14 protein-coding genes and 2 riboswitches are annotated in these 13,967 nt (G+C 36.1%); of the genes, 10 read left to right on the top strand and 4 right to left on the bottom strand.

The window, feature by feature from the left end:
* Nucleotides 1-121: 121 nt before the first annotated feature.
* A complete protein-coding gene (locus I7822_RS12040) occupies nt 122-505 on the top strand; it encodes a rhodanese-like domain-containing protein (protein ID WP_066335229.1) in 384 nt (127 codons plus the stop codon).
* 203 nt (nt 506-708) lie between these two features.
* Here the strand turns inward: I7822_RS12040 and I7822_RS12035 are convergent, their stop codons facing one another.
* From I7822_RS12035 to gcvT, 4 genes are all read right to left on the bottom strand, one after another.
* Nucleotides 709-1,392 carry a MerR family transcriptional regulator gene (locus tag I7822_RS12035; protein ID WP_207978398.1) on the bottom strand — a complete coding sequence of 228 codons (684 nt, stop codon included), beginning with the start codon at nt 1,390-1,392 and terminating at the stop codon, nt 709-711.
* A 192-nt stretch (nt 1,393-1,584) separates the two neighbouring features.
* On the bottom strand, nt 1,585-3,045 hold the full coding sequence (gene gcvPB / locus I7822_RS12030; RefSeq protein WP_207978397.1) for an aminomethyl-transferring glycine dehydrogenase subunit GcvPB: 1,461 nt from the start codon (nt 3,043-3,045) through the stop codon (nt 1,585-1,587).
* Entirely contained in the window at nt 3,038-4,384 is a 1,347-nt protein-coding gene (gene gcvPA, locus I7822_RS12025) for an aminomethyl-transferring glycine dehydrogenase subunit GcvPA (RefSeq protein ID WP_207978396.1), read from the bottom strand. Before gcvPA ends, gcvPB begins: the two co-directional genes overlap by 8 nt.
* A gap of 262 nt (nt 4,385-4,646) precedes the next feature.
* Nucleotides 4,647-5,750: a glycine cleavage system aminomethyltransferase GcvT gene (gcvT, locus tag I7822_RS12020; RefSeq protein WP_207978395.1), complete on the bottom strand. Its 1,104-nt coding sequence runs from the start codon at nt 5,748-5,750 to the stop codon at nt 4,647-4,649.
* Between the two features lie 254 nt (nt 5,751-6,004).
* Nucleotides 6,005-6,092: riboswitch (glycine riboswitch) on the bottom strand.
* A gap of 335 nt (nt 6,093-6,427) precedes the next feature.
* Here gcvT and I7822_RS12015 point away from each other — a divergent pair.
* The 9 genes from I7822_RS12015 (at nt 6,428) to I7822_RS11975 (ending at nt 13,961) form a co-directional block, all read left to right on the top strand.
* On the top strand, nt 6,428-8,116 hold the full coding sequence (locus tag I7822_RS12015; protein ID WP_207978394.1) for a DEAD/DEAH box helicase: 1,689 nt from the start codon (nt 6,428-6,430) through the stop codon (nt 8,114-8,116).
* Between the two features lie 131 nt (nt 8,117-8,247).
* Entirely contained in the window at nt 8,248-9,045 is a 798-nt protein-coding gene (locus I7822_RS12010; protein WP_207978392.1) for a YqhG family protein, read from the top strand.
* Between the two features lie 364 nt (nt 9,046-9,409).
* Nucleotides 9,410-9,492, top strand: a riboswitch (cyclic di-GMP riboswitch).
* Between the two features lie 31 nt (nt 9,493-9,523).
* Complete coding sequence (locus I7822_RS12005) at nt 9,524-9,679, top strand: anti-repressor SinI family protein (RefSeq protein WP_243459427.1); 156 nt, start codon at nt 9,524-9,526, stop codon at nt 9,677-9,679.
* A gap of 99 nt (nt 9,680-9,778) precedes the next feature.
* Complete coding sequence (locus tag I7822_RS12000) at nt 9,779-10,114, top strand: helix-turn-helix domain-containing protein (protein ID WP_207978390.1); 336 nt, start codon at nt 9,779-9,781, stop codon at nt 10,112-10,114.
* Between the two features lie 262 nt (nt 10,115-10,376).
* Nucleotides 10,377-10,577: a hypothetical protein gene (locus tag I7822_RS11995; RefSeq protein WP_207978389.1), complete on the top strand. Its 201-nt coding sequence runs from the start codon at nt 10,377-10,379 to the stop codon at nt 10,575-10,577.
* A 67-nt stretch (nt 10,578-10,644) separates the two neighbouring features.
* The gene (locus I7822_RS11990) at nt 10,645-11,424 is read left to right on the top strand and encodes a hypothetical protein (RefSeq protein WP_207978387.1); all 780 of its coding nucleotides are present in this window, start codon (nt 10,645-10,647) and stop codon (nt 11,422-11,424) included.
* Nucleotides 11,424-11,690, top strand: a complete 267-nt coding sequence (locus tag I7822_RS11985; protein WP_207978385.1) for a PqqD family protein — start codon at nt 11,424-11,426, stop codon at nt 11,688-11,690. The genes I7822_RS11990 and I7822_RS11985 overlap by 1 nt, the downstream gene beginning before the upstream one ends.
* Nucleotides 11,665-12,153, top strand: coding sequence for a signal peptidase I (locus I7822_RS11980; protein ID WP_207978383.1), 489 nt, complete (start codon nt 11,665-11,667; stop codon nt 12,151-12,153). Before I7822_RS11985 ends, I7822_RS11980 begins: the two co-directional genes overlap by 26 nt.
* The gene (locus I7822_RS11975; protein WP_207978381.1) at nt 12,150-13,961 is read left to right on the top strand and encodes an ABC transporter ATP-binding protein; all 1,812 of its coding nucleotides are present in this window, start codon (nt 12,150-12,152) and stop codon (nt 13,959-13,961) included. The genes I7822_RS11980 and I7822_RS11975 overlap by 4 nt, the downstream gene beginning before the upstream one ends.
* The last annotated feature ends 6 nt before the right edge of the window (nt 13,962-13,967 follow it).

Here is a 13,967-nt window from a genome sequence, read left to right as displayed (position 1 = left end):
AATAATATTGCACGTTATCTAATGACATTTAAGACAAGCTCTTATATAATAAGAAAAGTCTACATTAGAGTTCATTTGAGCTTACAAACAAGAATAACATATATAAAAGGGGTCGAGCACTTTGACAACAACTTGGTTACTTATTATTTTATTAGCAGCGATTATCGGTTACTCTGCTTTTACTTTTTTCTATCAACGTAAGATTATGAAACATTTATCAGAAGAAGAATTCCGTGCTGGCTACCGTAAAGCACAGTTAATTGATGTTCGTGAGCCTAACGAATTTGAAGGTGGTCATATTTTAGGCGCGAGAAACATTCCACTTTCACAATTACGTCAACGCCATAAAGAAATCCGTACTGACCAACCGGTATACTTCTACTGCCAAAACACAGTACGTAGTGGCCGTGCAGCACAAATGCTAAAAAGAAAAGGCTACAGCAATTTACATTGTTTAAAAGGCGGCTTTAAAGGCTGGACAGGAAAAGTTAAAAAGAAGAAATAGCTTAGAAAAGCGCAATCGCCTTGATCAGACCCGACAGTCATAAGACGCTCAGGAATAGAAGACGTTCTTTGTCTTCAATTCCTGAGTGGCTTAAGACCCCGAGGGTCTAGGCGCTGGAGCTAGACACCTAAACTAAGTAAGAAAAGTTATAAATTCTGTTAGCAAAAGGAAAAGACCATTCGATGATGAACGGTCTTTTCCTTTTATTTTGCAAAGCCCATTATTTGCTTAATCATAGCTAAGCCAGATCGTTGTTCATGTTTAATACGTTCTTGTCGGTTTTGATGCTGCTTAATAAATGCTAAGAAGCGCTCCTCACGTTCATCTGTTTGTTTTAGAACAAGCTCACGTTCTCTACGAACTTCTTCCTTATATAATTCACGCTCGATTTCCGACGTATCAGATAAAGCTGTAATCATTTCTTGAACATCAGAAAATTCAATGCGAGCAATCTCGGTTTGGAGCTTTGACGTTTCTACAATTTGTTGATTAACAGAGTGAACGACGTTTTGCTCTAACTGCTTCAAGCGATCATTTAATTTTAAAACATCTTGAACTTCCATTGATTCAATAAATGATGTAATTTTAGAAAGAGATTCTTTTATGTCTGTAACTGCTTCTTCATCTACTTGTGATTTCATTGTAGGTTCAGTTCCATTTTGATTTTGCAATAACTGCTTAATTGTCTGTACATCCATATGGCTATCTTTAAACGATTTAATTTTCCGAAGTAATTCAATGTTTTCAGCAGTAAGTAGTCTTGCGTTTTTCTCATCTCTTTCAATTTTAATGAACTCCGAAAATTCTTCTTCCCAGTTTTTTAAAATAAACGCTTTTTCACCTACAAGAGTAGCAGCCTTTGAAATGGTTATATATTTTGTTGCCAATCTATCCACCAACCTTTTTCTATTTTTTCTTAAACTAGTAATTCTTCAAAGGCACTATGAAATTCCTTCACATCGACAAAGGTTCTAAAAACTAGTCATTATGTTCAAGTTTCTTCTGCTTTTCGGCAAAGAAGCATAAAAAAACTGACCTACTGTAAGAAAGATCCTTACAGCAAATCAGTTTTTTCGACTTTATCGTTGATATCTTAAGATTGGTTTTCTAGCAGCAGTTGTTTCATCTAAACGTTTTACAACTGTTGTATGAGGTGCTTCTTGCACGATTTCAGGTGTTTCTTCTACTTCTCTGGCAATTTGTATCATCGCATCAATGAAGGAATCAAGTGTTTCTTTTGATTCTGTTTCTGTAGGCTCAATCATAATGCACTCTTCAACGTTTAATGGGAAATAAATGGTTGGCGGATGATAGCCAAAATCCAGTAAACGCTTAGCAATGTCAAGCGTACGAACACCAAGCTTCTTTTGACGTTTTCCTGATAATACGAATTCATGTTTACAATGCTGATCAAACGGTAAATCATAATATGGCGCTAAACGGCGCATCATATAGTTTGCATTCAACACCGCGAACTCTGTTACATTCTTTAGTCCATCAGGTCCCATTGTACGAATGTACGTATAGGCGCGTACATTTATACCAAAGTTCCCATAGTAAGGCTTAACGCGACCAATTGATTGTGGGAGATTATAATCAAAATGATAGCCTTCATCATTCTTTACGAGCACAGGCTTTGGCAAATATGGAATGAGATCTGCCTTCACTCCTACCGGACCTGATCCTGGTCCACCACCACCATGAGGTCCAGTAAATGTTTTATGAAGATTAAGGTGAACAACATCAAAGCCCATATCCCCTGGTCTTGCTTTGCTTAAAACAGCATTTAAGTTAGCCCCGTCATAATAAAGCTTTCCACCTGCATCATGGACTATTTGTGCCATTTCTAAAATATGTGCTTCAAATAATCCAAGTGTATTCGGGTTTGTAAGCATTAATGCTGCAGTATGTTCGTCAACAACACGCTTTAAATCCTCTAAATCGACTAATCCATTTTCATCTGATTTAACCGTAATCGTTTCGAAGCCAGCAACTGTTGCAGAGGCTGGATTTGTTCCATGTGCAGAGTCAGGTACGATTACTTTTGTTCGCTTTGTATCGTTATTCGCCTCATGATAGGCACGAATCATCATTAACCCTGTCCATTCTCCATGTGCACCTGCTGCAGGTTGTAGGGTAACCTCATCCATACCTGTAATTTCTTTTAAATGCTCCTGTAAATCAAATAATAATTCCATGGCACCTTGTACAGTCTCTTCTTCCTGTAATGGATGAAGATGTGCAAGACCTGCGATACGTGCTACATTTTCATTGATTTTTGGATTGTACTTCATCGTACATGACCCTAATGGGTAAAAACCAGAGTCAACACCATGATTGCGTTTTGACAAGGCAGTATAATGTCTCATAATATCTAATTCAGAAACCTCTGGAAGCTCAGCCTCTTCACGGCGTATATAATCAGAAGGAATCAGTTCAGCTAATGATAATTCCTCAACTTCAAGCTCAGGTAAGCTATACCCTACACGGCCTTGTTTGCTTAGTTCAAATATTAATGCTTGATCCTGTTGATTATTCATTGCCATCCCCCAATTCCTTCACAAGTGTGTCAATTTCTTCTTTTGTACGTAGCTCAGTAACTGCGATAAGCATATGGTTTTCAAGTTCAGGATCTACCTTCCCTAGATCAAAGCCACCAATTATTCCTTTTTCTAAAAGCTGTTTATTCACTTCACGAACAGGTTTTGTTAGCTTCACAACAAATTCATTAAAAATTGGTTGTGAAAACGGTACATTCAATCCTGCTTTTACACACGCATTTTTCGCATAATTTGCTTTTTGGATATTTTGTATCGCCATCTCTTTTACTCCTTGCTTACCAAGAGCAGTCATTGCAACAGACGCTGCAAGTGCATTTAACGCTTGGTTTGAGCAAATATTAGATGTGGCTTTATCACGACGGATATGCTGTTCACGCGCTTGTAGGGTTAAAACAAATCCGCGTTTCCCATTTTCATCTGTTGTTTGACCAACAAGACGACCTGGCACTTTTCTTAAAAGCTTATTCGTTACAGCAAAATACCCACAATGTGGTCCGCCAAATGCTGTTGGAATTCCAAATGGTTGCGCATCACCAGCAACAATATCAGCACCTAACTCTCCAGGAGGTGTTAATGCGCCTAATGCTAATGGATTTGAAGACACAACAAACATGCTTTTACCAGTATGTGCGATCGGTTCAATCTCTTTTAAAGGCTCAATAGACCCAAAGAAGTTGGGATATTGAACAAGAACTGCTGCAACATCTTCGTTCATTTCTTGTTTAAGTGCTTCAAGATCTGTTACACCGTTTTTCACTGGCACTTCAACAACTTCGATGTATTGACCTTTCGCATATGTCTTAATAACATCACGAGATTCTGGATTAACAGCCATTGAAACAAGTATTTTCTTCTTTTTCGTTTGGCCTGCTGCTAGCATCGCCGCTTCCGCTAAAGCCGTTCCACCATCATACATAGAAGAGTTTGCAACATCCATTCCAGTTAACTCACAAATCATCGTCTGAAATTCAAAAATCGCCTGTAGCTCACCTTGAGAAATCTCTGGTTGATAAGGTGTGTAAGCTGTATAAAACTCAGAGCGAGAAATCACATGATCAACAATGACAGGCATGTAATGGTCATAAACACCTGCACCTAAAAATGATGCATGACTACGTAAATCTTTATTTTTTGCAGCTAATTGAGATAGCTCCTTTAAAAGCTCGGTTTCAGATTTCGCTTTTTTTATGTTGTATTCTCCCTGAAAACGAACACTTTCTGGAATATCTTGAAACAAGTCATCAACAGATGGTACACCGATTGCTTGCAGCATTTCCTGCTTATCTTGTTCCGTCATTGGTAAATATCGATGATTCATTGCTTGTGATCCCCTCTCGTAGTTGGATGTTTTTTTATTGGCTGTTTTCGCAAACTTTGTTGCTATTTACCAAGTAGTGCGGTGTGGTTGATTTCCGCTCCAGATGCTCGCTTTCCGCGGGCGGGCGGTGAGCCTCCTCGGCGTAAACGCCTGCATGAGTCTCACCTGTCCCGCTACTCCCGCAGGAGTCTCGCACTTCCGCTCCAATCAATCTGAAATAGTTTTTGTTTTAAAAGCAACAATCTCTTAGAAAAGAGCCTTATTATTTCTTCGGTCGCTTATAAAATGGTGTAGCGACAACTACAGCTTTTAATTTCTTTTTACGAATTTGGACCTCTACCTCTGTTCCTAACGCAGTAAACTCTGCTTTTAGTAAAGCCAATCCAATATTTTTCTTTAATGTTGGAGATTGAGTACCTGTTGTGACAACACCAATATGCTCTCCATTAGCAAATACCTCATACCCATGGCGAGGAATTCCTTTTTCGATTAATTCAATGCCTACTAATTTTCTTGCAGGCCCATTTTCTTTTTGTTCTTTCAACACTGCTTTTCCATTGAAATCTGCTTCTTTGTTCGGTTTAACAGCAAAGCCAATTCCAGCTTCGATTGGCGTTATATCCTTTGAAAGCTCTTGCCCATACAATGGAAGAATTGCTTCAAAACGCAAAGTATCACGTGCACCTAATCCACAAGGTAAAACACCGTCTTCTTTTCCAGCTTCTAAAATTTTCTTCCAAAGGACAATCGCATCTTCTGCAGCACAATAAATTTCAAAGCCATCCTCACCTGTGTATCCAGTTCTTGAAAGTAAACCGTTAACACCTGCTACCTTTACACCATCTTTAAATTTAAAAAACTTAATTTCTGATAAGTCTAGGTCGGTTAGTTTTTGTAGAACTTGTTGGGCACTAGGCCCTTGAAGTGCAAGGAGTGCAACTTCATTTGAGATGTTTTTTATTGTTACATCACCGTTTATATTCGTAGTTAGCCATTCGATATCTTTATCGATATTTGATGCATTAATAACAAGTAAATAGTCGTTGTCAGCTTTTTTATAGATTAGGAGATCGTCAACTGTACCGCCATCTTCATAACACATTGCCGTATATTGTGCGCCACCAGCTTTTAAAAGGGAAACATCATTTGTTGCGATCTTTTGTAAAAATGCAAGACTGTCAGCTCCACGAACCTCTACCTCACCCATATGTGAAACATCAAACAGACCAGCCTTCGTACGTACCGCCTCATGCTCCTCTTTAATAGAAGAAAATTGAACGGGTAAATCCCAGCCACCAAAATCAATCGTTTTTGCTCCGTAGTCTTTATACACTTCAAATAATGGTGTTCTCTTTAACTCTGCCATTTTGGATAACTCCCCTCTATGTTTGGAAACTTCTCAGACTTCTCTTAAATGAAGGCATCAAAAAAAGGACATAGTACTCCTACATAATTAGTAGAAGTCCCTGTCCTTTTAACCTGAAAGTTTACCTTATGTAAAATCGATAAGCAGTGTTTTAACTAACGATCTTAACAAGATCTAGTAAAAAACAACCTGCCCTCATAAGGCTTTCCCCTTTGGTAGTTTGCTGCATTCTGAGCAAACATTCTCCAGAGCCGCGTCAAATAAGAGTCTTTTTGCCTGAGAGATTCACAGTTGTTTGCTCCTTCGGCGCTATATACATATAGTCTCTCCCCTTATTCTCATCCGCACATATTTTGTTTTCAAATTGGTTATACTTTATAAAACAGTAATGATCGACATTTAACATTTAACATTTAAGACATTTAGAACAAAAAAAGATAAAACATATATGTTTACTTAATGAAAGAAAAGCATATTTTGAACTTTCTTACATATTAACATCCTACCATGAGGGTATCGTTTCGGCAATCACTTTTTTACTTAACAATAAAGTTTTTTTATCCATCATTGTTCGTGTTTAACAAAATGAAAACACTTTATTATAAAGATACCCTACTTTTATACCTAAATAGTGAACATTTCAATGCAGCTTAGTTTACGAAAGGACTGTCAAAAATATGAATGTAAAGACAAACTTTGATTCATCCTGGCAGGAAGGATTTTTTGAAAGGCTTGAAAGTGATGGACCTTGGTCAAACTGGGAATTATTTAAACTCAGCTATGAAGTTCAGCAGCATACAGCTGTTCCTTCATTTGAAGGCTTACAAGCACCTAAGCACCTTCCACATTTCACCCCGCTGCCACATCAATTAGAGGTTGCTCAAAGAGTGGTAGAAAAAATGAATGGAAAAGCCATTTTAGCCGATGAAGTTGGTTTAGGTAAAACGATTGAAGCCGGACTAATTTTAAAAGAATATATGATTCGTGGTCTTGTAAAAAAGGTGTTAATCTTAGTCCCTGCTTCACTTGTTTCCCAATGGGCTCGAGAGTTAACTGAAAAATTTTTCATCCCAGCTGTAGAGCAAAAGAAAAGCTATGTATGGGAATCATGTGATGTTGTTGTATCCTCGATTGATACAGCAAAACGTAGCCCACACCGTGAAATAGTCTATGAACAATCCTATGATCTTGTGATCATTGATGAAGCTCACAAGCTTAAAAATAATAAAACCAAAAACTATGAATTTGTTCAAAATTTAAAGAAAAAATATTGTTTACTATTAACTGCAACACCTGTCCAAAACAGAGTAGAGGAAATTTTCAACCTAGTATCCCTACTAAAGCCAGGGCACCTCGGAAATGAGGCATACTTTACAGAGGTATTTTCAGCAAAAGAACGTTCGTTAGAGGATCATGAACATTTACGCGAGTTAATAAATAAGGTCATGATTCGAAATCGCCGTGGTGACACTGGAATCGATTGGCCAAAACGCCATGTTGAAACCGTGCCAATTGACTTTTCAGAAACCGAACAACATTTATATGACACGATTACAGCATTAAAAGCTTCCTCTCAATATGCGGCAAATACATTTTCGATCATGACACTTCAACGTGAAGCATGCAGCAGTCGCGAAGCTGTTTACATGACCTTAAAGAAAATGCTAGATCGCCCAGAGGAAGAGGAAGCCGTCCTACCTAATAACGTGATTAAAGAGATTATGATGGCAATCGACGGTGTCACACAAAATACAAAGGCTCTAAAGGTTGTAGAACTTATAAAAAACATTAACGACAAAGTAATCATTTTCACTGAATACAGAGCAACTCAATTTTATCTACAATGGTTTTTACAGCAAAATGGCATTACTTCTGTTCCCTTCCGTGGCGGCTTTAAGCGCGGGAAAAAGGACTGGATGAAGGAGCTCTTTAAAAATCGAGTGCAAGTTCTCATTGCAACAGAAGCTGGTGGTGAAGGGATAAATCTACAATTCTGTCACAACATCATCAACTATGATCTACCTTGGAATCCAATGAGACTTGAACAACGAATTGGCCGAATTCATCGCCTAGGACAAGAGCATGATGTCCATATTTACAATATGGCAACAAGAAACACAGTGGAAGAACATATTCTAAAGCTACTATATGAAAAAATACATTTATTCGAAAAAGTCATTGGTGAGCTAGATGAGATTTTAACAAGATTAGAAATTAAAAATTTCGAAGAGCATATCCAAGACATTATGTACAATTCAAAAAGTGATGGAGAAATGAAGATCAAGATGGAAAACTTAACCTCAATCCTTGATTATGCCCAGCATTCTCAAGAGCAAAGAAAAGCTGCTAGTGGAAATCAATACTAAGAAGTACATTATTCAGCTCCGAAAAATCATTAGTCGCTCAGGAAAAATCTAATCCTGAGTGGCTAGATACAAATACTTAGTACAATAAATATTTACTTAGTTTATATGCTAGATTGAAAGGTGGAAACATCATGCAGCAGGAAAAAATTCATAGCTATTTAGAAAGCTTCTTCACAGCAAATTCCTGTGACATCATCGAAAATGAACCAGGCTATTTAACCGTTCAATTAACAATCAATATGGATAAGGAGTTAATGAATCGGCCATTTTATTGGCATTACCTTGAAAAAACAAATGGTGTTCCAAACCCAATGAAACTAACATTAATAACAGATCAACAAAAAGCTCCGGGTGATCTAAAGGGTGAGGTTATGCATTTTGGCGCCCCACGCCTACATCAAATCTTTCAATCAACTACACGTCTAGGGAGCTACATTCGCTTATTTGAAAAAGTCACCTCACCAGGAGGGAGTATTCCTTTACACCCATGGCTTTGCGCAAATTTCATGGTGTCTTATCAATGTGATATGAAAAAGGATCAGCTTCACTCAATCGGTCTGCATCTCGTAAGTGGAACGTTAGTAGAAAACTTTCAAGAAAAACTAGAAAAACTCGAACTTACACCCAAAATTCCTGACCTATGCTTTAATATGACTCCATTAATCAAACCACAAAGCGGACTAAAACGAATTGAGCAGTTTATTGAACAAAGTATTAGCAGAGAAGATCATTCATGGGCAGACTCTGCAAGGCAACGATGGAATGAAGACCTCCAGTTATTAGATCACTTTTATGAAGACTTAGACGAAAAGCCAGACTGCTATCATTTAGAGAAGGAAGCTTTACGTGAGCTTTATGAACCACAAATTAATGTATCAGTGCAAAATGGTGGGATCTTTTATTTAACCCCTCAAGCAATCTTTAGATAGAATACAGTTGACAAGCAATTGGTAGGTACAATTGCTTGTTTTTTGTCTCTCTAAAAGATTTTTGCAAAAAAGAAATATATTTCGACAAAAATTTAATTTTTTTACGTTTAACTTTTCTTAAAGTTTTCTTAAAGATTAAATAAAGATGCGTTAAAAATACATGTTTAAATGCAGCAAAATAGGCATTTACACCCACGTAACATTACATTATTATTACATTTACCGATTTTCATATAAATTTTTAACTCTCGACATAGTTCTGCACACTTCCTTTAAATTCCTTTTTATAATAAGAGTAGATATATTGATAGATACATAAAAAGGACTTTTGTATGAAATCCCAATATCAAATAATGACAATTATTCAGTCAAAGGGCAAACCTATTGAAAAATAGGGACGCAAAGTCACAGGTCTAACGTTCTTACTATGATGGCTGGACTGCCTGAAATACAGGCAAGTATTTTAGGAGGGTATAAGTTGAATATTGAAATCATTGATCGTATAACGAAAGAAGGTCATCTTGATCGTGAATGGGTAGAGATGATTTTAGAGGCACTTGAAGTAGGTATCAGTGTTGAAGAAATAAAAGAATTTTTAGTGAAAAAGGGAAGCCCTGCTTTAAAAGCGGAATAAAATAGGGCTTTGTAAATTTTTTAATAAGATGTTCTTCATATAAAACAAAACCTTCTTTATATGTTATACTAATGCTAACAAAGGAAGGTGATCTTTGACGTGATTGGTCCACGAATTAAAAAATATAGAACTCAAAAAAATTTATCTTTATCTGAACTAGCAGAAAGAGCAGGAGTTGCAAAATCCTACCTAAGTTCGATTGAACGCAATCTCCAGTCAAATCCTTCTGTACAATTTTTAGAAAAAGTTTCATCCGTTCTAGGCGTTACGGTTAACACCCTACTAGATGAACAAAGTGAAACAAACCCACAGGAACTTGACAACGAATGGACAAAGCTCGTTCAAGACGCCATGAAATCAGGTGTCTCCAAAGATCAATTTCGCGAGTTTTTGGAATTTAATAAATGGAAGTTACAGAATGATAATGATAAATGAGGGCATGGTTGGTGATTTTTGATCGCCGATGATGCTCTTTTTGTTTTGTTCGTTTTATTGAATACCTCCCCCTCCCTTACTTCTTTTTAAGAGTATGCAAATTGTCAAAATTCCTATCTCTATGTCGAAACTTTCCCCTTTTCATATTAACTTTTACGCTTTATAATGTTATAGAGAACAAAATAGTGCGAATATACTATAGATGGTGATTTTTTTTACTCCGTTTGTTCTTTATAAAGAAATAAACGGAGGAGGTGAGAATATGACAGGTAAGATTAATGAAAACCGTCCGTTGGTTTTGGAGCATCAGGCGATTCGGTTTGAGACTGCGCAGAGTTGGAATCCAGCTTCAAGTATAGGGAAAATACCCGAAAATAACGGTAACGAACCATCAGGTGGTCATCCTGTAGGACCAATAAATCCTGGGCAGGGTGGTAACAACAACAACTCCCCATGGCCATAGAAGAGAAAACTTTCTTAAGGGGCCAATAATTATATTGGCTTCTTTGAGAAACTAAGGAGATTCATGAATGTTTAAAAAAACGGTAACAATAGGTGAACATCTCATATCGATTACTAGTAGTTCCATTACTATAATGTATATGTTAAGTAAATTTAAATCTAATGAAGATATAAATTCACAAACAAATCTCTCTATACATATTATTGAGGGCTATGGGTTACCTTTTGTTGATTATAATGTCTCGATTTTAAAAACAGAAAAGCTAATTTCCTTTAATAGAGCAGATTACTTAATAGAAGTAGACCTAGAATACAAAACAGCCACAATATACATACATAACGAACTAGCGTTAAAACACGCTTTAATGAATCTATATAGTTCTTTTCTCGTCCAAAACAACTGGGGAATTTTATTACATTCTGCATGTGTACTTGAGAACAGTGTAGCACATATTTTTTCAGGTCAATCTGGTGCTGGAAAATCAACCGTTGCAAAATTATCTCATCCTCGAGAGCTTTTATCTGATGAAGCAACTATTATAAAAATCACACCAGAAGAAGTCAGAGTATTTGACTCCCCATTTAGAAGTGAACTTGAGGGAAATTGTCATTTTGAATCTCACACCTTAAAAAGTATTCAACTGCTACACAAGTCGGTAAATAATGAACGAACCAAATTATCAAAATCAACTGGACTATTCCACTTGATGGATAAAGTATTTTATTGGACTGATAGCCCGGAGGAAACAAAAAGAATATTTCAATTGTTAAAAATGTTAGTGAATCAGGTCCCAGTTTATGACCTACACTTTCAGAAAAACAACACCTTTTGGGAGATGATTTCTTAATGAAACAATATATAAAAAAAAGTGATTATGAAACAGTTAATCTTGATGATGAGTGGATTATTATGAATACCGACAATTTTACTGTAACAAAATTAAATGCTATAGGGGGATTTTGTTGGACATTACTTGAGCATCCACAATCAATTAGCTCATTAAGTCAATCTATTAAACAAAATTACGATTTACAAAATGAATCTTTACTAACAGATGTTGAAGAGTTTTTAGGAGAACTCATAGAATATGGATTGGTGCAAAATGCAGTTTAATAAAGATACAGTCGATCTTCTTATAAGAACTATGCAAAAATATGGATGGATGGACCTTCCCTCTTATGGAACAAGTATGTATCCATTTATTCAAAAAGGAAACATTTGCCGATTTGTTGAGTTTAATGAAAAAACAGTAAAAAAAGGTGATATCCTACTCTATCATTCTTCATCAGGACAGCTCATTGCTCACCGATTTTTAGGTGAAAAAAAAATAAAGGATCAACTTAAATATGAGCTTAAAGGCGATACGAATATTTGCTCGGATGAACTAATCAATCAGGATCAAATCATTGGAAAATTAGTTACAATAAATAAACAAAAAAAGAAAGTGTACATAACTGATTTATCAGCTATTTTATGGGGTTACATGATCGTATCTATACCATACATCTCAAAAATATTAAAAAGCTACCTTTCATTAAAGGAATCTATTAAGACTCGATCTGGAGTTTCAATATGATCGCAAACAAAATAGCTTCGGTAATAAAAGAGTTCAATCTTAAAGGAATACAAAAAACATTTCAATTGCTAGGACCTTATATACTAAAAAGTTGGAAATCTTACTTTGGACTTATTGTTATCTTATTTGTAGAAATCTTTCTAACTATTGGATTTGCTTGGTTCTTTGGTACGATCACAGATGCTGCAGTCCAAGGTCAATTTGATAAGTTAAAATCACTTATTCCGATCATTTTATCATTAATTACGATTAGCCTATTCGTAACATATTTCAATACTTACTTACAATCCTATGTTACTAGCAAGATAAAAAAAGATTTAAAAGAACATGTCCTTAAACATATCTTGTTATTACCAACAGATAAACGATCAAAAATACGCTCAGGTGACCTTTTAACTCATTTTACTAATGATATCAATTGTATTGATGGCGTCATTGGAAGTAATCTCATCTATCTTATCCAGCTGCCATTAATCTCAATGGCTGTTTTTTTCTATATGCTACAAATTAACTGGCAATTATCGATTCTAAGTCTTCTAATTATTCCTATTGCAATAGTAGTTGGTGGTGTATTCGGAATACTAATTAGAAATAACAGTAGAACGATCTACAATAAAATTGGGGATATTAATAGCAACTTAAGTGAGACGTTCCAAGGTCTTTCAGTTATTCGTTCGTTTCTTCTTGAAGGATTATTTGCAAAGAAATTCGCTAGTCAAAATCATGAGTTTTTCCATTTAGAGATAAAGAACGCGAAGCTACGCGGTACTTTTTATGTTGCTGGAGGAGCAATATCATCTATTGCCTATATCATAAGCCTTTGTCTTGGTGCTTTTTTCGTATCAAACGGTCAAATCACAGTTGGCTCTTTACTAACCTTTGTCACTCTCATGCAGCATCTCATTAATCCTTTAACCGGACTAGCAGGATTATGGGGAAGCTTCCAAAGTTCAGCTTCAGCCGTAGAAAGAATTTCAAATGTGTTAGATGTAGAACCAGAGGTTGTTGATTTTCCTACCTATACGAAGAATGATACTATACCTAAATCAATCAAATTTAATAATGTTACCTTTTCCTACGAACCGGAAACAGAAATATTTAAACAATTAAACTTAGAAATTCCAACTGGTAAAGTTGTCGCCTTTGTAGGGCCTAGCGGTGCAGGAAAAACAACTTTATTTAATTTAATACAAGGATTATATCAACCTCAATCTGGTCAGATTTTATTAAATGATATATTAATTAACGAGCTCTCTCCTTCTATTTTAAGAAGTTCTTTTGCCTACGTTGCTCAAGAAACCTTCTTATTTAGTGGAACGATTAAAGACAATCTTTTATTAGCCCGTTCTGACATAACAGAATTAGAAATGATTAACGCCGCGATTCATGCAAACATACATGAATTCATCATGTCTCTTCCTAAACAGTATGATACTGAAATTGGTGAACGAGGAGTTCGATTATCTGGTGGGCAAAAACAGCGTTTGAGTATTGCCAGGGCAATATTAAAGAATTCACCAATTCTTTTACTTGATGAAGCGACTTCTGCATTGGATAGTGAATCAGAATTTCATGTAAAGGTAGCGTTGGATCGACTAATGAAAAATAGGACTACACTTGTGATAGCTCATCGTTTATCGACGATTCAAAATGCGGATTTGATTTTTGTAATGGATGAAGGGAAAATTGTTCAACTAGGGAATCATCAGGAGCTTATGGCCCAAGAAGGACTTTACAGAAAACTTACTCAAACACAGTTTTTAGATGATCCTACTATAGATCTATATTTATCAGTAGTTTCCAAATAAAAAGGG

It is taken from the genome of Metabacillus bambusae, from assembly GCF_017497975.1.
GTDB lineage: Bacteria > Bacillota > Bacilli > Bacillales > Bacillaceae > Metabacillus > Metabacillus bambusae.
This window is presented reverse-complemented; position numbering and strand designations above follow the sequence as displayed.

Coding starts and splice junctions, on each gene's coding strand:
- gcvPB (WP_207978397.1), bottom strand. CDS start 3,045: ATGAATAATCAACAGGATCAAGCATTAATATTTGAACTAAGCAAACAA.
- I7822_RS12015 (WP_207978394.1), top strand. CDS start 6,428: ATGAATGTAAAGACAAACTTTGATTCATCCTGGCAGGAAGGATTTTTT.
- I7822_RS11975 (WP_207978381.1), top strand. CDS start 12,150: ATGATCGCAAACAAAATAGCTTCGGTAATAAAAGAGTTCAATCTTAAA.
- gcvT (WP_207978395.1), bottom strand. CDS start 5,750: ATGGCAGAGTTAAAGAGAACACCATTATTTGAAGTGTATAAAGACTAC.
- I7822_RS11980 (WP_207978383.1), top strand. CDS start 11,665: ATGGATTGGTGCAAAATGCAGTTTAATAAAGATACAGTCGATCTTCTT.
- gcvPA (WP_207978396.1), bottom strand. CDS start 4,384: ATGAATCATCGATATTTACCAATGACGGAACAAGATAAGCAGGAAATG.
- I7822_RS11995 (WP_207978389.1), top strand. CDS start 10,377: ATGACAGGTAAGATTAATGAAAACCGTCCGTTGGTTTTGGAGCATCAG.
- I7822_RS11990 (WP_207978387.1), top strand. CDS start 10,645: ATGTTTAAAAAAACGGTAACAATAGGTGAACATCTCATATCGATTACT.
- I7822_RS11985 (WP_207978385.1), top strand. CDS start 11,424: ATGAAACAATATATAAAAAAAAGTGATTATGAAACAGTTAATCTTGAT.
- I7822_RS12010 (WP_207978392.1), top strand. CDS start 8,248: ATGCAGCAGGAAAAAATTCATAGCTATTTAGAAAGCTTCTTCACAGCA.